Here is a 20,913-nt window from a genome sequence, read left to right on the forward strand (position 1 = left end):
ACGGAGAAAGGGATCTTGAAGAGCTAGCTTGGGTTAGCTCATGACATTACCCCCATCGACATTGTAGGTCTGAGCGGTAATGTAATCGGACAAGGGAGAGGCCAAGAACAATGCCGTTCCCGCAATGTCATTCGGCACACCCATGCGTCCTAAGGGGACTTCTTCACCCACCAGTTTTTTCTTTTCACCCAACTCGCGGTGTTCGTATTTCGCAAACAAGGCATCGACATGTTCCCACATAGGAGTATCAATCACGCCGGGCGAAATACTGTTGACGGTAATGCCATGTTCCGCCAGTGCCAGTGCCGCGGATTGGGTGTAATTGATCACCGCTGCTTTGGTGGCGCAATAATGGGCAACCAATGCCTCTCCGCGCCGGCCAGCTTGAGACGCCATGTTGATGATCTTGCCGCCTTGCTGGTTTTCAACCATGGTTTTCGCCACGTCTTGCATCAGAAAAAACATGGCTTTGACGTTTACGTTAAACAGCTTATCGAATTGGGCTTCGGTTGATTCTAACAAAGGCCCCATATCGAAAATGGCTGCATTGTTAAACAGCACATCAATTTTTCCGAAGCGTGATAGCGTAGATGTCACGAGATGATGGCGGGTTTCCGCATCCGTAATATCACCATGAAGGTAGGCCACGTTGTCACCGTATTTACCCAGAAGGGCAGCAACACCGGCAGAGGGTTCTTGTGGAAGATCGGTGATCATGCACTGTGCACCACTTGCCAAATAGGCATACGCGACGGCTAATCCTATGCCGCCGTTAGCACCACTTAGCAGCGCAACTTTTCCTTCTAAGAGCGGCTTACCATGTTGTTCAAGAGAAATGGTCATGGGTAACGCTCCTGATAGCCATTGAGTACGGTTTCAATTTCTTTCGCCAAGGTTTCTCCATACAGCGGGAAACGACGATGCAGCCCTTGCCAAATATCAGGGTCTTTAATGAAGGCATCAATGGGATCCGCTTGTTTCATCCAACCCTCGGCCACATACAAATAGGGGTCGCGGTAGTTGAACTTAAATTTGCCTTCAATCAAGAGGGCGAGAAACGCGTACCAATGCGCAATCAGCGTGGTTCCCGCTTGCGGCATATAGCCTCTTTCCAGATTCAATCTGATGGTTGGCAACACGAACTGAGGAAATTTACTGATGCTGTCCATCGCAATACGTTCGATGCTGTCTGCGATATAGGCATTGCTAAAACGAGATATGATGATGGCGCGATAATCTTCCATATCGAATGGACGGTCATAGATCGTCGGGATCACCTCGTTTTGGTGATATTGGCGAATTAGCTCGTTGAGTTCAGAGTCGCGAATGTTTTCGTCATAGAATTTGTAGCCGCGTAAAGCCCCGATATAAGAAAGCAGGAAATGCGCGCCATTGAGAACGCGGATCTTGGCTTCTTCATACGCATGGACATTGTGTGTAAAGGTCACACCAACTTTCGCCAATGGCGGGAAGTCAGCGGCCATAACATCTTGAATGACCCACTGCTCAAAATCTTCACCCATGATAGGCGCATTGTCTTGAACACCGGTTGCTTTGAGTACGTCCTGCGGCAAGTCAGCAGGTGGCACTGGCGTAATTCGGTCGACCATTGAACATGGAAATGTGACGTTGTCACTCATCCAGTTTGAAAGTGTGGTTAAGCCTGCCAATGAAACGAACTGCGTGAAGGCTTTTTCAAGGCGTTTTCCGTTATCACGAAGATTGTCACAGGTGGCGACTGTGATGGCTCCCTCGCTGAGTGCTTCGCGGGTTTGGAGAGCCAATGCGAGATAACCGTATAACGTTTTGGGGTGTCCATTGCCCTGACGGATCACTTCGATGTCATGTTTGATTTCAGGATGCTCGCCGTTTAGATCGTCGTTGTCATTGAGGTAGTAACCCCCTTCAGTGACAGTGATGGTCAAGGCTTTGACGAGTGGGTCACTGAACACTTCTCCAATCACACTCAAGTCGTAGGATGCGTCTTCCACACGGTCAATGCAATGGATCTCGATGTATTCTGCGTTGCCATCTGGCGCGATGCGTTTGAAATGGTAGCGGCCATGTTGTTGCTTCAGGGCTTCAGGAATACTACGCGTTTCGGCGCGCAGGTTAATATCGGTATAAAACCACTGCTCGTTCTCTGGCAGCTGTTCATTTAGCTTTTGCAGATAGTAAGCTTGGTGCCCACGGTGAAAGGCACCAATACCAAAATGAACAAGACGCTTATGTTCAGACATGGCTTACCTCACCATACACATTGAGGGCATTGTCTTCTGCATTGAACAAGTAAACGCGTGTAGCGTCGAGCTTAATGCCGACAGTTGAGCGCAAGGCCGGCGTGTATTTAGGATCGGCTCGTACAACCACAGTTTCGCCACTTAAGGTGCGAACATAGGTCAAGGTTTCTGAACCGAGCTGCTCAACCACTTCCACGTCACCTTTCAAATCGCCGTCAGCGGCATCGCAAAAAGAAAGAGACTCAGGCCTGAAACCAATGGCTTTGGCGGACTCTGCCGACGCTTGATAGAGCGACGCATCCAGTTCAATGCTCGCATCTGTGCCAAAGTCGACTTTCAATGTGGAATCATTGGCAGATGCTTTATCGACAGGCAGCACGTTCATTTTCGGTGTGCCAATAAAGGTTGCGACAAATCGGTTTGCGGGCTGGTGGTAAAGCTCCAGTGGAGAACCGATTTGTGCCACTTCACCTTGGCTCATGATCACCACCTTGTCGGCCAATGTCATGGCTTCGACCTGATCGTGGGTAACATAAATCATGGTGCTTTGTAGCTCTTGGTGCAGGCGCGACAGCTCGATACGCATTTCCACACGCAATGCGGCATCAAGGTTCGATAACGGCTCATCAAACAAGAACACTTTTGGGTTTCGAACGATAGCGCGACCAATGGCAACACGCTGACGTTGACCACCGGAAAGGGCTTTAGGTTTTCGGTCTAACAGCATGTCCAGCTTCAGCGCCTTAGACACTTTCGCGACCTTGGCTTCGATTTCGTCTTGCGGTTTCTTCGCCAGCTTTAGCGCGAAAGACATGTTGTCTTTGACCGACATGTGCGGGTAAAGCGCGTAGCTTTGGAAAACCATAGCGACATCGCGTTTTGAGGGATGGGTTTCAATGATTGACTGCCCATCCAGCTCAATATCACCGCCGGATGAAGACTCAAGACCTGCAATGGTGCGCAGCAGTGTTGATTTGCCGCAACCGGAAGGTCCAACGAACACCACGAATTCGCCTTTCTGGATTTCAAAGTCGATGTCTTTTAGCGCGAGGGTGTCGCCGTATTTTTTATAGAGATGTTTGACTTGTAAGTAACTCATTTTACAGCCCCAAAGGTTAATCCTTGAACCAGTTGTTTCTGACAGAACCAACCGAGAATGACGATAGGCGCACAGGCCAGAGTGGATGCGGCAGAAAGCTTCGCCCAGAACAGCCCTTCGGGACTGGAATACGTAGAAATCATGGTGGCGAGCGTGCCGGCATTCGCGGAGGTTAAATTGATGGACCAGAAGGCCTCGTTCCAGCTAAGGACAATAGAAAGCAACGCTGTCGATGCAATTCCACCTAAAGAGAGCGGCAGCAGCACGTAACGGATTTCGCCAAGGGTATCAGCACCGTCCAGTCTCACTGCTTCCAAAATGTCTCTTGGGATGTCCTTGAAATAAGAGAACAGCATCCAGACCACAATCGGTAAGTTAATCAGTGTGTAGATGATGGTCAGTGCCAAGGTCGTATCGAGCAGCCCTGTTTTCTGACACAAGATGTAAATCGGCACGAGTACGCCAACGGCTGGTAGCATTTTGGTCGAAAGCATCCAAAGCAACATGTCTTTGGTGTGCTTTTTCGGGTAAAACGCCATCGAGTATGCAGCAGGGATCGCGATGATCAGTGCCAGAATCGTAGAGCCAAAGGCAGTGATCGCAGAGTTAATGGCGAACTTCAAATAGTCGCTTCGCTCTTGTACCAAACCGAAGTTTTCAACGGTTGGTTCGAAGAAGAAACTGGGCGGCACTTCGATCGCCTGTTGTTCAGTTTTGAACGCGGTGATCAGCATCATCAGGATAGGGAAGAACACCAGCAATGCTAACGCCCAGCAGATGATGGGGCGGAGCCATCCTGTTTGATCAATCAAAGATACATGTTTTGCCATAACTCCTCCCTAGGTCACCAGATTTTTGCCGATCGCTCTGATCAAGAAGAACGCGACAATGTTGGCAAGAATGACGGCAATGAGACCGCCGGCAGACGCAACGCCGACATCAAATTGCATGAGTGCCTGACCAAAAATCAGGAAGGCGAGGTTAGTGGACTCGTACCCAGGGCCACCGCCGGTTGTGACAAAGATTTCTGCGAAAATTGAAAGCATGAAGATAGTTTCAATCATCATGACCACGGCAATCGGACGGGCGAGATGTGGCAGTGTCAGGTATCTAAACACCTGCCAACCTGTGGCACCGTCTAACAATGCCGCTTCTTTTTGTTCGTGGTCCATCGATTGCAGCGAAGTGATAAAAATCAGCAGTGCAAAGGGCATCCATTGCCAACTGATCATCGCAATGATAGAGCCGAGCGGAAACTGCGCGAGCCAGTCGATGGGTTCTAAGCCAACACTCTCCCAGAGCGCTGCAAGAACACCGTATACGGGATGCATCATCATGTTTTTCCAGATCAACGCGTTGACCGTTGGCATGATGAAGAATGGAGAAATTAGCAAAACACGTGCCACACCGCGGCCAAAAAAAGGCTTATCGAGAGCGATAGCGATGATCAGTGCGCCAATGACGGTAACGACCAATACCATTCCTACCAGCGTCAGCGTGTTGAAGATCGCGGGCCAGAATGCTTCGTCCGTGTAGAAAAATTCGAAGTTCATCGAGCCGATGAACTCGTTGTCTCCGGGATACAGCAAATTATATCTGATGGTTGAAAAGTAGATCGTCATGGAGAGAGGGACGATCATCCAAAGCAGCAAGCTGACAAAGGACGGCGCAACCAACAGCCGAGGCAACCATTTTTGCATTAGAAATTACCAGTAAAGCTGTGAGAGATGCCGGGCAGTTTCCTGCCCGGCGATGAGATGATTACTTGTAGTAGCCAGATTTGCGCATTTCGCGGTCTGCAGACTTGTTTGCATTTTTCAGTGCATCTTCAACAGACACTTTGCCAGCCAATGCCGAGGTAAATTGCTGACCAGCAGCGATACCAATGGCTTGGAACTCTGGGATAGCAGCGAACTGAACACCCACATATGGAGTTGGTTTCAGCGTGCTGTTTGATGGGTCCGCAGAGTTAATCGCGGCAAGCTCAGCTTCTGCAAATACAGCGGCTTCTTGGAAGTTCGGGTTGTCATAGGTTGACTGACGCGTACCAGTAGGGACATTTGCCCAACCGTTTTCTTTCGCGACGAGGTTGATGTAATCCTTAGACGTTGCCCAAGTAATGAACTTCTGTGCTTCTTCCGCATTTTGGGTTGCAGCAGGTACAGCCAATGCCCACGCCCATAGCCAGTTTGCACCGCGGTCTGTTACCGCAACAGGTGCCTGAGCAAACGCGACTTTGTCATGAACCTTGCTTTGATTCGGGTCGGAGATGAAAGAAGCTGCGATGGTTGCATCAATCCACATGCCACACTTGCCTTCGTTAAACAGGGCAAGGATTTCGTTGAAGCTGTTGGATGAAGAACCCGGAGGACCGTAGTTTTTTAGCAGGTCAACATAGAAATTAACCGCATGTTGCCATTCAGGTGAAGTTAGCTGTGGTTTCCAGTCTTCGTCGAACCAACGCGCACCAAAGGAGTTTGCCATGGTGGTGATGTATGCAGCGTTGTCGCCCCAACCTGGTTTACCGCGTAGACAGATACCGTAAACACCATTGTCTGGGTCGTGAATAGCTGCTGCAACATCGCGAATGTGGCCCCATGTTGCGCGGTCTGGCACTGTCATGCCTGCTTTGTCGACCAAGTCTTTACGGTACATGACCATTGAGCTTTCACCGTAAAACGGCACGGCGTAGAGTTTTCCGTCGTAAGACAGACCAGCACGCATGGCTGGCAACAGGTCGTCCACGTCATAAGCTTCGTCGGTTTCGACTTCTTTTAGCCAACCTTTTTCACCCCAAATTGGGGTTTCGTACATACCGATAGTCATGACGTCAAACTGGCCACCTTTGGTGGCGATATCGGTAGTGACACGCTGACGAAGCACACCTTCTTCAAGCGTTACCCAGTTGAGTTTGATATCAGGATTTTGTTTTTCGAACTCTTCACTGAGTTTCTGCATTTCAATCATGTGGCCGTTGTTAACCGTTGCAATGGTTAACTCCGTCACTGCGAAAGCAGGAAGCGAGAGTGCAGCGCACCAAGTAGCGAAAGCGGTAAGTGTTTTCCTTTTAGACAACATTTTTTATTCCTCATTGTCGTGATGATGTGTAACGGCCTGTCGTTAACATTCATGTAACAATGAAAGTACAAAAAAAGGCAAAGGTGAACGAAAACGGTGAAGAAAAGTACTTTTATGATGGGGGAAGATAAAATTTTTACTTTGGAATGGCGGTTTCGTTTAGATAGTTAGACGGCTTTTTGCAGTGGGTGCCGTTGAAGTCAGACACCCATTGCATTGAAATGCATATCAACAGTGTAGTGCTTTAGATTCTAACTCGGAGAGAAGATCGTCATCAGCGATAGCAACAGGCTCTTGCTTCAGCACGCGTTCGCAATAGAGGGTCATAAAGTCCTCACGAATCAACTGCTCAAGGTCTGTTGCACGCTCTGTTGGGCAGAATAAACGTACGTGCACTTGAGGGTCACCTAAGCTGGTGGTTGTGACATGCACGTGAGGATCCGCCCCCGGGAGGTCGACACCCGCATGGCGCTCAATCACATGGTTGTATCGCGTTGCCACTTCGTAGAAATCTTCACAGTGGTCATCAATTCTTGCTAACAAGCTTGGAACCAGCGGATAAAGATTCGCCGTCTCTTTCACCGTGATATGGAATTCATGGTAGACATAGCGCTTCATGAAGTTCAGGTTTTTGACTGGCGTTGTGAAGAACAAGCTGTTCGGGAATGTGACGGTTTTGCCCGTGTAGGCATAGGTGCCGTGGTGTAGGTCGATTTCCTGAATCTTCGTAGCCATCAGGTTGTGTTCAATCACTTCACCACACAGATTGCCTACTTCAATCCATTCGCCGATTTGAAATGAGCGAGAGCTCGCGCGTTGAATCGAGCCTGTAAAACACAAGATGATTTCTTTCGAAGCGACCACCACTGCTACTGCAATGGCCGTCAGTGACAATGCAAACTCATTAATTTCTGAGCGCCACAGTAAGAACATGACGACAAGAAGCAGGGTGAACGAACCGTTTTTGGTTCGTGAAATCCACTTTCTTTGGTCTTCGCTTAGGAAGTTGGCATCTCCCCAAATCCATTTGATTAAAAGGCGACGTACAAGCCAAAAGATTGAAAAGACCACAAGGGTAAATAGAAATTTGTGTTCGCTAAAAAAAGCGATCGTGGTTCCAAGATATTCCACAGCCAGATCCTGCATGCTTAAGGGAAAGTTAGAAATTCATCTCTCTAATCACGTAAGGCGAAGTGCTTTGTCCTCTCCAAACTTACGTTTTGTAGGAAATTTGCTACGTACAGTAAAGTCTATAGCGATAGCTCGCAAGGTGAAATGAAGACAATCAATAAAACAATAGCTCAGTAATTAATATCAACTAACACATTGATTTTAGATATTCATGCTGTCAATTCATCAAGCTTAAGCCACTCTTGGTTGCCAGAAAGCTCATGCACGAAATTCCTAAGAGATAAAACGAATGCTGTTCCGTTTTCATAGGTGATGTGATCGAGTCTCTCAAATGAGACATTTGTGTGAAATTTCACCAGTGTTTTCTTTATCAATCAGAACCTGTCTGCCACTTTTATTTATGAGACATGCATCTCAATTCTGATTTGGTAGTAACGCTGGAGGGGGCATGGCACGGCTCGATACAATGTTTAAACGGTCTTTGTTTTTGCTTCTCGCTCCGTTTGGCTACACCTATGCGATTGAAATTCATAGCGTTAGTGATCCTTCTCTTCTTGAGCAAGCTCCCCAGAAATCTTCGTTTAGCTCCAACTCGTCAAACAACGGCTTTTTACCCGTCGAAACCATCGTGTTGCCCAACGGCAAAGTGAAAACAAAATACCGCCAGTACCACAATGGCGTGCCAGTGCGTAAAGGGTTTGCCGTCTCGACAAAAGAGGGAGTGAGCAATAAAGACGTGCACGGCAAGAAAGTCATGGGATTGAGTGGTGCCATTCCGTCAGCTTCGCCCGCGATTAGCCGAGAGGGAGCGCTGCAACGGCTAAAATCGCTTCATCATTATCAAGCACCTGCTGCGGAAATCGTCTTTCCTGAAAACGAAGAAAGCCAGCTTGTTGTTTGGATGGATGACGCGGGTGGAGCGAGATTGGTATATGAAGTGAGCTTCTTCCTTCCTGCGAAGAAACCATCACGTCCGCATGCACTGATCGACGCTAAAACCGGTGAAATGATCAAAACATGGGAAGGGCTGACGAAAATTGAGGACCTCGGTCAAGGGCCGGGGGGCAATGAGAAAACAGGGCAATATTATTTCGGTACGGATTATTCTGCGTTCACTATCGACAAAACAGGCACGACTTGCACATTGGAAACGGCCAATGTCAAAACTGTCAACTTGGCACATGGTACATCCGGCTCAACGGCATTTTCTTATGGCTGTAACGACGCACTAAACACCAACACATTCAAAACCATAAATGGAGCATACTCGCCTCTCAACGATGCGCACTTCTTCGGGCAACTGGTCTTTGATATGTACAAAGACTGGCTAAACTTGTCGCCATTGTCTTTCCAGCTCGTTATGCGTGTTCACTACGGTAATAACTACGAAAATGCATTTTGGAATGGCTCCTCAATGACATTTGGTGACGGCTACACGCGTTTTTACCCTTTGGTAGATGTGAATGTATCTGCGCACGAAGTCAGTCATGGTTTTACCGATCAAAACTCAGATCTTATCTACTCAGGCATGTCAGGTGGGATCAACGAAGCGTTCTCTGACATCGCGGGCGAAGCGGCGGAGTATTTTTGGAAAGGCTCTGTCGATTGGCAAGTTGGGCGTGATATTTACAAGAACAGCGGCGCACTCAGATATTTTGAGACACCTTCTGATGACGGCGTGTCGATTGACCATGCGAATCAATATTACAACGGCTTAGATGTTCACTACTCAAGTGGTGTGTTTAACCGTGCTTTCTATCTATTGGCAAACACGTCAGGCTGGGACGTGAGAAAGGCGTTTGAAGCCTTTGCGTTTGCAAATAAGCTTTACTGGCAAGCGGACTCCAACTTCGATGAAGGTGGCTGTGGCGTGGTGCAAGCCGCAAGCGATTTAGGTTACAACACAACAGATGTCGTGAATGCTTTTAATCAGGTAGGGGTTTACGCTTGCTTGGATGCGACTGAGTTGACGAATGGCACGCCAGTATCCGGCGTTAGCGGCACATCTGGTGAAGAGTCCTATTTCTACTTCAGTCTTCCTGCGAATACGGATTCTGCTAGTGTGGCTTTGACTGGCGGATCGGGCAATGCTGACATGTACGTGAAGTTTAATGGCTGGCCGACCACCACAGATTACGATTGTGCCTCTACTACCAGTGACAACAATGAATACTGTGATGTTACCTTGCAAGGTAGCGGTGAATACAATGTTCTTGTTGTGGCACAAACAGACTTTAGCGGCGCGTCTATTCAAATGGATTACGTGGAATCGCCGCCACAAGAAATCGCAATTGGTGAAACGGTTGGCAGCCTGTCGGGATCCAGAGGCGATACCTTGTTCTACCGCTTCGCAATCCCAGAAGATGGCAGCGGTGTCAGGGTGGTACTCTCTGGTGGCACGGGTGATGCTGATTTGTATGTTCGAAAAGGCGCAACCCCAAGCCTAACAGAATACGATTGCCGCCCATACTTTTGGGGTAACTCAGAAACCTGTTCGGTGTCAGGCTCTCCGGGCGACGCGTTTTACATCATGCTTCATGCTATTCGTCATTTGCTAACACATCTGTGTCACTCGTTGCCGAGACAACAAACACTGAGCCACCGGAAGATCGCGCCGATCCGATTGACCCTACGACACCGCAATCCAATATCCAGGGTAGTGCGGGTGACGCGGTTTACTACTCCTTCACTGTAACCAGTGCGGGCTTATTGTCTTCTCGAAATGCATCAGCATTGTCGGCGTCGACCTTAAATGGAGACACCGTTACCATTTCACTTTCTGGTGGGCAGGGTGATGCTGATCTCTATGTGAGGGCGGGGTCGGCACCAACAACGACAGTTTATGATTGCCGATCTATCTCGTCGTCCAATCAAGAAGCCTGTACGTTCGCCAATCTCTCTGCGGGTGTTTACTACGTGATGGTGTATGGCTCGACTGCCTTTGAGGGGGCGACACTGTCAATGAACTCGTCGTCTAACACATCGTCGGTGTCTGGTGGAGGCGGCGGTGGCGGTAGCATGGGATATCTGATTTTCTTCATGCTACCCATAGTGATTCGAAAAGCGTTAACTATGCGACGTTAGTTCGGCAATGCGCTCTAAGAATGGCGCGACTTTCCTTCGCGCCTGTTAGCGCAGGTTTCGTATTCAGATAGTTAAACAGTTGCTTGGCTGCGGCTTCTGGTGTTTGCTGCGTGGTATCGATTTCCACATCGTAGCGAAGGTGTTGATGAACGAGATTATACTCACTCTCTGCTAAGCCAATGGCTCTGTCACCGCGTTCTTTCTCTCGCAAAGAGGCAACGACAAGGTGGCATTTAACACCCACCAGACACACTTCAAAACCTTCGAGCGAATCAAGCATGTCGAGCTTTTCACGATCAATACCCCACGCATTGTCCAAGACCAGATTGCATCCTGTTTTAGCAAGGCCTCTTGCGGCTTGGTGATAACCTTCAACAAGTGTTGGATAGTGATAGCCGTCTCTTGTGATAGCTTTGCCTTCCATCATCTTTTGCAGATCGCTGGTTGGGAGTGCATAAAGCACACTATCAATACTGAAGTTCAAATATTGAACCTTAAGCATTTCAATCAGTTCTTTTGCAAGACTAGTCTTTCCTGCGCTTCCTGTGCCATTGAGAACAATTATCTGCGGCAACATCATGAACTCCCTAAAGATGAGGCTTTATGCAATTAAATTCTTATGAGGTTGTGTTGTACAGCCTTGTGCCAGTGATTTGGTGTGTTACTCACACATTTGTGTAAATACATTTTGCAGTTAGCCTCTCAAATATAAGAAACATCAACATTAAGATTTCATGACACCTGTTTGCCTAATTGTTTAGGGTTTTTAAAACAAAACGCTGGTTATGAATCAATATTCAAATTAATCATATTGATAGGTAAAAATATGACGTTCTGAAAAAGATCACTTTGTTTAAATTTCTGTCTTTCAAAAAATAATTGCCCCTGAAATGACACTTACATCCCTCCGGATTTGACCGTGATCGGACGTTGCCTCGAACGGGTAAATTTTTCACCGTTCAACCAAAGAGGTAATGGAAATGAAGAAATGGTATTCAACTGCACTGGTTATTTTGGGTTTAACGCTCGTCGGCTGTGGCGGGAGTGATAGCAATGGAAACAATCCTCACACCCAAGCGAAGTTAAGAGTGATCCATGCGGGTGCTGATGCGCCAAAAGTGAATGTGTCGGCCAGCGGTACCGAACTCGTCAGCGGCCTTGATTATGGCAGTAGCAGCGGCTTTGCGACTGTGAACGCTCAATCTTACGCTGTCGATGTTAATGCCGTCCTGCCAAACAATAAGACCACCACGGTGATTCAAGAAAATTATGCATTAGGGGCAGAGAAAAACTATTCCGCGGTTGCTGTTGGCAGTGTCGCAGACAGCACGCTAGAAATTGTGGTGTTAGAAAACGCCGATGAACCGGTTGCAAGTGGATATGCCCGCGTTCAGGTCTTACATGGTACGCCTGCGGCACCCACTGTTGATGTGTATGTGACGGCACCCGGCGGTGCGCTCAGCTCTCCCACATTAACCCTAAGTTATCGTCAATTTAGCGACCAAATTTCGGTCCCTGCAGGTGACTATCAAATTCGGATTACGCCTACCGGTTCACAAACCGTCGTTTACGATAGCGGCACTGCGCCGTTAGCGTCTGGCTCTGACTCGCTCTTCGTGGCAATTCCCAATGTTTACGCGGGTAACAGTACCGTACCTGTTGCCTTGCTGGCTGCGTCAGGTTCAGGTGCAACGGTGATTCTTGACCAAGGAACGGGCGGTGATCTTCGCGTCGTTCATGCTGTGGCTGATGCGCCAGCGGTGAACGTCACGCTAAACAACTCAGCGACACCTGCTGTCACTGGGCTTCAGTATTTGAATGAAACCGATTTTGTGACAGTACCTTCTGGCGAGCAAACGGTAACCGTTGCCGTGCAAAGTAACAACCAACCCGTTATTCAAGACAAAGCAGTGAACATCGACAAGGGCGTTTTCTACAATGCTATCGCCTTGGGGTCTGTGGATGCGAGCGATGCCTTTGATGTCGAGCTGTTAGCGGTAGAAGAAGACAGACGTAAAGTGGCGACAGAAGCGAAGCTGTCTTTGGTGCATGGTTCAGTGTCAGCAGGAACCGTTGATGTGTATGTGACGCCAACCGCGGATATTTCTTCAGCCACGCCAGCCATTGCGGGGTTTGAGTACAAACAATCTGTGACAGGTGTAGCTATCGCACCGGGTGATGCAGTGGTATCTGTGACCCCAGCAGGCTCAAAGACAGTGGCGATTGGTCCATTGAATGTCATGTTTGAAGGCGGCAAGCTCTACGGCGCCATTGCACAAGACGCCCAAAACGGCGGTGCGCCATTAACGGTGAACGGTTTTGATGAACTGAACTAAGCGTTGGTTCATTCAAAATAAAAACAAAATGGTAAGGTGAAAACAAAAAGCCCCGCTCAAAAGAGCAGGGCTTTTTACATCGAAAGAAGTCTGAATTAACGCTTGAACGTTACGTTTTCAGTAGCTTCCAAGTGCAGTGATGTTTGCGCTGGTTTCGTTTCAGCAATCACTTTACCGTTACGAATTGAGTAGCGAACAGGCACTTGGCGACGCAGTGCATCAAAGTCATTTTCAGCAGGCAGGATAAGCAGGTTACCCGGTTTGCCAACTTCTACACCGTAGTTGTCTTGAATGTTCAAGGTACGCGCGGATTTATGGCTGATCAGATCCAGAGACGAGTTCAACTGGTCGTAACCCATGATTTGGCAAACATGCAGACCCATGTGCAGCACTTGCAGCATGTTTGCAGTGCCTAGCGGATACCAAGGATCGAACACATCGTCATGGCCGAAACAAACGTTGATGTTTGATGCCAGCATCTCTTTCACGCGCGTGATACCGCGGCGCTTCGGATAATCATCAAAACGGCCTTGCAGGTGAATGTTCACCAGCGGGTTAGCAACAAAGCTGATACCTGACATACGCAGCAGACGGAACAAACGAGACGCGTAAGCACCGTTGTACGAGTGCATTGCCGTCGTGTGGCTCGCCGTGACCTTGTGACCCATCTCGTACTTGTGCGCCAGTGCAGCTACTGTTTCAACAAAACGTGATTGTTCGTCATCGATTTCGTCACAGTGAACGTCGATAAGACGGTCGTATTTGCGCGCCAGTTCGAATGCATAGTGCAGAGACTCTACGCCGTATTCGCGAGTGAATTCGAAGTGAGGAATAGCACCGACAACGTCTGCACCCAGCTTCACTGCCTCTTCAAGCAATTCTTTGCCGTTAGGGTAGGAGAGAATGCCCTCTTGCGGGAACGCTACGATTTGAATATCGACCCACTTTTTCATCTCTTCTTTCACTTCCAGCATGGCTTTCAGTGCAATCAGCGTTGGGTCAGAAACGTCAACGTGGGTACGAACGTGTTGAACACCGTTCGCGATTTGCCATTTCAGTGTTTGTTTCGCACGCTTTTTCACGTCTTCTACAGACAGCATGGCTTTGCGCTCTGCCCAGCGCTCAATGCCTTCGAACAAGGTGCCTGAAATGTTCCAGTTTGGTTCGCCCGCCGTTTGCGTGGTGTCCAAATGGATGTGAGGTTCACAGAAAGGTGGCAATGCCATACCACCTTCTGCGTCAATGATTGGTGCGTCTGTTTTCAACTCTGCGTTGTTGTCTTCGATTGCTTTGATAACGCCGTTCTCAATCAAAATCTGAGAAGGGGTAGTTTCACCACGAATGACAACGTTTTTAATGAGCATGGTTGCTGACATTAAGGTATTCCTCTTAGGCGCGAGCCGATTCAGTGTTCTTATTTGTGTTTAACTTGTCCAAAACCAGGTAGCTGATAGCACCACCCAGAACCGCATTGACAGGCACGATACCTGGCAGGAAGTGACCAGCAGCCACACCTACCGCGACACCAGCGATGGCTGCCCAGTTTACGGTTTTAAAGTTAGCGTTCGCGAAGTCTTTGTAACGCTCACGATGCTTAATAAAGTCGGCAATGATGATACCACCGATTGGCGGGATAGCAGCAGACAGGAACGTCAACCAGCCAACAAAGTTATTGTATAGCCACAGCGCACACAGCGTACCGATAACACCGTTAATCACAGATAGGTATTTGCTTGGCAATCCAGTGATGTTGGAGAAGCCCAAGCCAGATGCATACAGCGCGTTATCGTTGGTGGTCCAAATGTTCAGACCCAGTACGAGGATGGCTGGAATTAGAAGGCCCTGCGCCATCATGACATCCGAAATGTCAGAGAGGCCAGTTGCCGCCGCGCCCGCTGCACCGAAGATAAACATTAGGCTGTTACCGATGAAGAAGGCAACCATGGTCACGATAACTGCGCCACGTGCACTTTTGCCGAATCGAACAAAGTCAGCAGTCAGTGTACCGGCAGAGATGAATGAGCCAACGACCAGCACAAGTGCGGTGGAGAAGTTCATTGGGCTTTCAGGAGAAATCAACTGGAGTTGTTCGATGCCACCAACGCTGTTGATAGCTTCAATCACTGAGTAACCACCAAGAAGGGCAATAGCAGGAACAGCGATAGCAGAGAGAATCATGAGGGCGGCAATGCCGAAGTAAACAGTGGCTGTCATTGCAAGGCCTGCGACAGCGATAAGAATGTTAGTGTCGATGCCAGTGGCTTTATGAACAGGGAAGGCAAACATTGCGACGCCAACACCAAACCAACCAACTTGTGTACCGCCGAGAAGAAGAGAAGGAAGCCAAGAGCCTTTGGTACCGAAAGAGAAACGCGCTAGAAGGTGAGTAGAAAGACCAGAGGAGGCGCCAATATAACCGAGAACAGAAGTGTAAATGCCGAGGAGAAGATTACCAATAAGAACAGCGAGGAAGAAGTCATCAAATGAAAGGCCGGTGCCGAGTGTTCCTCCTGTCCACATACTTGCTGAAAAGAAGGTCAATCCCAGCATCACCATGGTGAGAGAGAGAACGCCTTTACGCGCTGATTGAGGAACCGGTCCCAAGCTGTAGTTATTATCCGCTGCCATTTTACACCCTTAAAACAAAGACTGATCCACTTACGCAAACGTAAGTGCTAGGTAAACGGCGCGGTATTCTAAAGGGTAAAAGTGTGAAGTCAATTGCAAAATGGTGTGTATGGTGGCTTTTAGCTTGTGTTTGGTTTTAATTGTTTGAATTTATTGATTTTAAATTTTCACTTTCACATAGGTTTTTTGTGCTTATTGAGGTGTGTAATCGGTTACTGCGGCTGGTTTCATCATAAATTTAACGTGCGTTTGATAACTTTTGTTTCAGAGTGGCAAAACCAAACAATTTCTCTATTTAAAAAAGGACAAATGTCCTTTTTGAATGAGAACCGCGATAGTTGAGAGCGGTAACTGCCATTTCCCTAGGTGATTACTTGTGAAAATGGCAGTTATAGGGATTTTGTTTATCGAGTTGCTGGTTTTTAGATGTTAACCGATGGCTTTCCTACGGATTCAGGTAAGGTTTTTAGCATCTCGTCGACTTGTTCCACGATCAACTCTTGCTTTTTCTTGCTCGACATATTTTCAGTGAGCTTTTGGCGAGACATTGCTTTCCAAATGACAGTATTTGTTTTTGGGTCAATCATTTCTATAACAAGCTGACCGTAATCTCGCTCATCAATTCTGACGGGCGTGTCATAGCCGAAGCCAAAGTTTCGATAGCCGTACCCAAAACTAAATGACGGTCCGTAGGCAATTTGCTCCGTTTTTGTCGCAATATAGTACCTAATGGTCACATTTGGGTTGCTTGCAACTTCCGTTAGATCTCTCGCGTCAAGCGACTGAATTAGCGCGGTTTTAACGCGTTCATCGTCAAGAGAGATAGGTTTTGATGAAGGTGGAAGGGAAACGTCGTACGTTTCAATTTGTGAAAACGGATATTGTTGATTCAGATCCGTGTAAACATTGTTGGCACATCCCGCCAAGAGAATCGAAAACAGAAAAGGGATAAAAGTACGCATGGTGCCTGCCTTGTTGCGGACGCACTAAGGGCGTCACGAGAAAGTAACTATAACGTAGACCGCAATGAGTAGAGAAAAGTTGCCTTGAAGTGGCGATTTTCACCGCCACTGTGTGTCATCAGTAATATTGGTCGCAATCCTGATGAAGTTGAGGTTGGTAGTGAATTTCGTGACAGGGGATTGTCGATGGGTTGTCAGCAGAAAGGGATTCTACAACGACGGTTTCGTTTTCCACGTTTATCGCGGTGACGCGTCCAACACCAGATTTGTGTTCGACTAACATGCCTACTTCAAACTGTTTGATATCCATAGTTTCACCTCTCGTTATTCCAGCGGCAGCAAGCGAAAGTGACCAGATATAGCGAGAGGTGAATATGGTTTTTCGGGTGATATGGATCAGTCAGCCCTGTATATTTTTACTTCCCAACGAGCTCCATGGCCTCAACCGTAAGCGGGTGAGTTGGCGCAAGGCGATACATTTCTACCGCCCATTCCACGGCTTGTTGGTTTTTTCCTAGCACCAACGCAGCTTTAACGGCACCACTGTGTATCCAGGCTCTGGGCTCAAACGGGTAATAGCGAAATCCTTCCGAATTTAAAATCTCGACAAGCATTTCGTACCCTTTTTCTTCTTGGTGAAGAAACGTGGGCATATTAACGAAGGTGATGGCAGCAAGCGACTGTATGTATATTCCTTCGTTGAGTCCAGAATACGGCTTTGTATATGCATTTTTGTCTAGAAGCCGTAGTGCTTTGTTCAGGTTGTTTAGCCCTTCTTTCATATATTTTGGTCGGTTCCAAGGAACCCACGCGTCTCGGGCTTTTATTGCCAAGGTGCTGCCGTAATACGCCGTAAGCAATGGATCTTGCGGATACTGAAGCAGCAAATTTTCTACCGCCTTCAACACTTGGTCATTTGACTGTTTGTCTCCGGAGGCAGCCTCAACGAAACTGTCTTGCAACGTTTTCCCGACAGGGCTGGCATGTGCGTGCTTGAGGTCAAAAGACATCGCAGACACCACAATCAGGGATAAAATCCCTATGATGGTGTAGATGGCTTTATCAGCAACGTACATGGTGACTCTCCGGGGTAACGATTTCGCTTCAACGATTTCGAATGCTACTTTATTTCTGTTGCAGTTTTTGTACAGTGCGATGAGACAAATTGCTTAATAGCGCGATAAATGGGATAAATCGCAGACTGAATATTTAGACAATTCTATCAATAGAACACAGGGCACTTGGTCACATTTGTTTGAACAGCGATTGGGCGCTTCGACTGACAGGCAATCGTGCGCGTCCCATTGTGGTTTCAACGAACATTTTGCCGAGCTCGTCCTTTGATACACGCGAAATCGCTGAGATCCTTACTATGACAGAACGATGTATCTGCCAAAAAGTGTTGCCACAAAGCTGCCTACAAAGCAGTCTAAGCGGTGTTCGGATGATGTATTCAGCGTCTTTGGTAACAACGGTAACGTACTTGTCCTCTGCCTTGAACAACATGACTTCATCGACGTGGATGATATGAATATCTTCACCCTTGGCGACTTTTATCCACGTCAGCGGTTCGAGATGTTGCGTTTGGTTTTGTCGAATGAGAGTGATGAGGTCCTCATTGGGCATGCTTCTGTGCTGAGCATTCTCAAGGCGTCGGATGGTTTTCAGCAGGCGTGATTCATCAATAGGTTTGACGAGATAATCGATCGCCCCCTCCTCGAACGCTTCAATCGCATGGTCATCGTATGCGGTGACAAACACGATGTTTGTCTGTAAATCCAACTTGTTTAGCTCAGATGCAACCTGCAACCCGTCAAGACCGGGCATACGAATATCTAAAAACACCACATCAGGCTGTAACGACGTGACTTGTTCCAACGCTTGCGCGCCGTCACCAACACTGGCGACAATTTGCAAATCGGGTGAAATATCTTCCAGTAACTTTCCTAAATGATGACGAAGCAAAGGTTCATCATCGGCAATGATTATGCGCATGGTATGACCATCCTTGTTATAAAGCCGCCGCCTTCTTGCATGATGAGTTCAAGCTTTCCATTACCATCAAACAGTGCGTTCAAGCGTTCGCGCACGTTTTTCATACTGAGTCCGTTTCCTTTAGAGGCTTCGTTAAAACCAATGCCGTTGTCACTGACTTCAATAAACAGCTGATTGTCGACAATCGAAAACTTGATTTGAATGTGCCCACCTTTTACCGACGGCTCAATGCCATGAACGACAGCGTTCTCTACCGCAGGTTGAATCAAGAAAGGCGGTATAAAGGCTTGGGGTGACACATTGTCATCCAGCACGATGCTGTATTCCATGCGCTCCGACAAACGGATTTGCTGAATCGCCAGATAGCTGTCGAGAAGCTTAATTTCTTCGGACAAGGTGATTTTGTCTTTACGCTGTTGCTTCAAGCTGGCGCGGAGCAAATCCGTGATTTTAACCAACAGCTTCTTGGCTTTGTCTTTGTCGGTATCAATCAGGATTTGTATGTTGGCGAGAGTGTTGAAAAGGAAATGCGGTTCCATCTGTCCTTGCAGGTTTCGAAGCTGGCTATTGATCAGTGCCTTTTCCTGCTCGGTTTGACGCAGTTGAATGTCTTTCAATTCTGATTCGGCTCTTAGTGCTCTTTCGCGGTTAAAAATCATATAGGCAACGAAAAACGCAATAGCCGTCGTTGCGATGATGAATGGCGTAACCAGCTCTAATCGCCAAATCCCACGTTTAAAGTAAATCCAAACCAGCATATTGAGGGTGCCAAATATCACACCAAGAAGGGTGCCAAGAAAAATAACTTTCTGTAAGGGCCATTCGGGGAAGTGGTTTTTTAACGTGATATTGAAGAAAAGAAAAATGGCACCGTAACCGAGTGAAATGAGTAGGTGGAATAGGTAGCCACCGCCGAGAAGCGTTTCTGTTACGTAAGCGATAATGAAACCAACCACGATAACGATGGATACGTGGACGGGTTCGAGATATCGGTAAGCTTTAATCATTGTTATTTTACCTACACGTCATTTTAGCCAGCATAATTATATGATTTTATTGTGGTTATACATTATGAATGGCTGTGATTAGGGTCGAGAAATTGCGCTGAAAAACAACTGGGAAATGAAAGAAGTAGGGTATTCCTTAGCACCTTGTCACGCCTTGGCTATTTCTTTATCACAGTCGAAAGATAAAAAAATGGCGCATCAAAAAACTTGTGCGCCTTTCGATAAGGTATTTCGGATGCACAGTAGCTTTTCCAAGCGCTCAACGCACAAATTCGGAAAAACAACCAACGAGACGAACAATAACAAAGTAAGTCGTCAATTGTTGAGCGTTGAGATAAACGTCAATATTTAGAGATGAAAGGTTTATTTGCAGAATAAATGGGGATATGCCGGTATGGCATGCGGGCAGCTATCTGCCCGCAGAGGAATCAAACTTAGTGCTGATAATATCGGCCTTGGTGATATTGCCGCCGGTTTTTTCTGCACCAGCTCGCAAAACCTCACTGGTATTGAACATGTGCTGAGGGCTGACTCTTTCATCTGTGCCTTCTAACGAAGAAACCCCAATGCTCAGCGTCAGTGCGCCTGTATTGGAAGCGACAAACGGCAGATTCGTCTCACGCAAGGTATCATGCAGCTTCTTGCAAACTATCAGTGAGTTTTCACGCGTAGTATGCGGAAGGATGATGGCAAAATGCGCATGGTCAAGGTATGCCAGCACATCTGATGAACGCTGACAGGTTTGCGCGAACATTTTCCCTATCACACTGAGTTGTTCGTTGGCTTTCTCGTCGCCGTAATTTCTGGTGTAAGTAGCAAAGTCGTCGATGGAAATGAGTAGCAAGCTAAGCGGCGTTTTATAGCGGCTGGCACGGCGCAACTCTTTATCGAGCATGTTGTTGAAGTGGCGGGCATTGGTTAAACCCGTCAAGTCATCAACGATTGTCACTTCTTCAAGCTGATGCGTTACGTCTTCCAACACTTCTTGGTTGTGCTCCAGCGCATTATTAAGCTCAAGGTTTTCATCACTGATCTGATGAATGGTTTCAGTCTGTCTTTTCGTAAACAAGAAGAAAGCCAATACCACAGACACCAAACCGAACATGATGACTAACGTCGCCAGTGCTTCAATCTTGTATTCCTGCCAAATAGGCGGCTGGTAATTGATAAAGCGCGTGCCTGGCGGTAGCGCAGATTCTTCAATCCCAAGTTTTTTCATTTCATCCAAATCGAAGAACAGCGATGACGGTGCAGGGCGCAAGTCAGGGAGCACAGTACCACCTGCTTCAAGGATTTCCATCGCTAACAATGCTGCTGCTTTACCTTGGCTATATCCCGTCACGATCTGACCAC

The 20,913-nt window shown here is 47.6% G+C and carries 19 protein-coding genes; 3 read left to right on the forward strand and 16 right to left on the reverse strand.

The window, feature by feature from the left end; all coding sequences use genetic code 11:
* Positions 1–33 precede the first annotated feature (33 nt).
* The 7 genes from ATN88_RS19715 to ATN88_RS19745 form a co-directional block, all read right to left on the reverse strand.
* A complete protein-coding gene (locus ATN88_RS19715; RefSeq protein WP_067419364.1) occupies positions 34–843 on the reverse strand; it encodes an L-iditol 2-dehydrogenase in 810 nt (269 codons plus the stop codon).
* Positions 840–2,240: a mannitol dehydrogenase family protein gene (locus ATN88_RS19720; protein WP_067419365.1), complete on the reverse strand. Its 1,401-nt coding sequence runs from the start codon at positions 2,238–2,240 to the stop codon at positions 840–842. The genes ATN88_RS19715 and ATN88_RS19720 overlap by 4 nt, the downstream gene beginning before the upstream one ends.
* Positions 2,233–3,339 carry an ABC transporter ATP-binding protein gene (locus ATN88_RS19725; RefSeq protein ID WP_067419366.1) on the reverse strand — a complete coding sequence of 369 codons (1,107 nt, stop codon included), beginning with the start codon at positions 3,337–3,339 and terminating at the stop codon, positions 2,233–2,235. Before ATN88_RS19725 ends, ATN88_RS19720 begins: the two co-directional genes overlap by 8 nt.
* On the reverse strand, positions 3,336–4,169 hold the full coding sequence (locus tag ATN88_RS19730; protein ID WP_067419367.1) for a carbohydrate ABC transporter permease: 834 nt from the start codon (positions 4,167–4,169) through the stop codon (positions 3,336–3,338). The genes ATN88_RS19725 and ATN88_RS19730 overlap by 4 nt, the downstream gene beginning before the upstream one ends.
* A gap of 9 nt (positions 4,170–4,178) precedes the next feature.
* Entirely contained in the window at positions 4,179–5,039 is an 861-nt protein-coding gene (locus tag ATN88_RS19735) for a carbohydrate ABC transporter permease (protein WP_067419368.1), read from the reverse strand.
* A 61-nt stretch (positions 5,040–5,100) separates the two neighbouring features.
* Positions 5,101–6,417: an ABC transporter substrate-binding protein gene (locus tag ATN88_RS19740; protein WP_067419369.1), complete on the reverse strand. Its 1,317-nt coding sequence runs from the start codon at positions 6,415–6,417 to the stop codon at positions 5,101–5,103.
* Positions 6,418–6,645: 228 nt separating this feature from the next.
* Entirely contained in the window at positions 6,646–7,548 is a 903-nt protein-coding gene (locus ATN88_RS19745; protein ID WP_067419386.1) for a mechanosensitive ion channel family protein, read from the reverse strand.
* 448 nt (positions 7,549–7,996) lie between these two features.
* Between ATN88_RS19745 and ATN88_RS19750 the strand changes: the two genes are divergently transcribed.
* Positions 7,997–10,243 (forward strand): M4 family metallopeptidase, encoded by a 2,247-nt coding sequence (locus ATN88_RS19750; protein ID WP_269748209.1) that lies wholly within the window; start codon positions 7,997–7,999, stop codon positions 10,241–10,243.
* Positions 10,244–10,257: 14 nt separating this feature from the next.
* Positions 10,258–10,632, forward strand: a complete 375-nt coding sequence (locus ATN88_RS26230; RefSeq protein WP_198158423.1) for a PPC domain-containing protein — start codon at positions 10,258–10,260, stop codon at positions 10,630–10,632.
* Here ATN88_RS26230 and ATN88_RS19755 read toward each other — a convergent pair.
* Positions 10,619–11,209, reverse strand: coding sequence for a chloramphenicol phosphotransferase CPT family protein (locus tag ATN88_RS19755; RefSeq protein WP_067419370.1), 591 nt, complete (start codon positions 11,207–11,209; stop codon positions 10,619–10,621). The two genes, ATN88_RS26230 and ATN88_RS19755, sit on opposite strands and share 14 nt — an antisense overlap.
* Positions 11,210–11,612: 403 nt before the next feature.
* Here ATN88_RS19755 and ATN88_RS19760 point away from each other — a divergent pair, with 403 nt between their 5' ends.
* The gene (locus ATN88_RS19760; protein WP_067419387.1) at positions 11,613–12,968 is read left to right on the forward strand and encodes a DUF4397 domain-containing protein; all 1,356 of its coding nucleotides are present in this window, start codon (positions 11,613–11,615) and stop codon (positions 12,966–12,968) included.
* Between the two features lie 95 nt (positions 12,969–13,063).
* Here ATN88_RS19760 and ATN88_RS19765 read toward each other — a convergent pair whose 3' ends face one another.
* The 8 genes from ATN88_RS19765 to ATN88_RS27760 form a co-directional block, all read right to left on the reverse strand.
* Entirely contained in the window at positions 13,064–14,344 is a 1,281-nt protein-coding gene (locus tag ATN88_RS19765; protein WP_067419371.1) for a cytosine deaminase, read from the reverse strand.
* A gap of 13 nt (positions 14,345–14,357) precedes the next feature.
* On the reverse strand, positions 14,358–15,596 hold the full coding sequence (codB, locus tag ATN88_RS19770) for a cytosine permease (RefSeq protein ID WP_067419372.1): 1,239 nt from the start codon (positions 15,594–15,596) through the stop codon (positions 14,358–14,360).
* Between the two features lie 422 nt (positions 15,597–16,018).
* Positions 16,019–16,558: a DUF4136 domain-containing protein gene (locus tag ATN88_RS19775; protein WP_067419373.1), complete on the reverse strand. Its 540-nt coding sequence runs from the start codon at positions 16,556–16,558 to the stop codon at positions 16,019–16,021.
* A 118-nt stretch (positions 16,559–16,676) separates the two neighbouring features.
* Positions 16,677–16,868, reverse strand: a complete 192-nt coding sequence (locus tag ATN88_RS19780; protein ID WP_067419374.1) for a hypothetical protein — start codon at positions 16,866–16,868, stop codon at positions 16,677–16,679.
* Positions 16,869–16,974: 106 nt separating this feature from the next.
* Positions 16,975–17,634, reverse strand: coding sequence for a hypothetical protein (locus tag ATN88_RS19785; protein ID WP_067419375.1), 660 nt, complete (start codon positions 17,632–17,634; stop codon positions 16,975–16,977).
* Between the two features lie 169 nt (positions 17,635–17,803).
* The gene (locus ATN88_RS19790) at positions 17,804–18,553 is read right to left on the reverse strand and encodes a LytR/AlgR family response regulator transcription factor (protein ID WP_067419376.1); all 750 of its coding nucleotides are present in this window, start codon (positions 18,551–18,553) and stop codon (positions 17,804–17,806) included.
* On the reverse strand, positions 18,544–19,560 hold the full coding sequence (locus tag ATN88_RS19795) for a sensor histidine kinase (protein WP_067419377.1): 1,017 nt from the start codon (positions 19,558–19,560) through the stop codon (positions 18,544–18,546). Before ATN88_RS19795 ends, ATN88_RS19790 begins: the two co-directional genes overlap by 10 nt.
* A 409-nt stretch (positions 19,561–19,969) precedes the next feature.
* Positions 19,970–20,902 (reverse strand): GGDEF domain-containing protein, encoded by a 933-nt coding sequence (locus tag ATN88_RS27760; protein ID WP_232313436.1) that lies wholly within the window; start codon positions 20,900–20,902, stop codon positions 19,970–19,972.
* Positions 20,903–20,913: the final 11 nt, after the last annotated feature.

This window comes from Enterovibrio coralii (assembly GCF_001559595.1).
Taxonomy (GTDB): Bacteria; Pseudomonadota; Gammaproteobacteria; order Enterobacterales; family Vibrionaceae; genus Enterovibrio; species Enterovibrio coralii.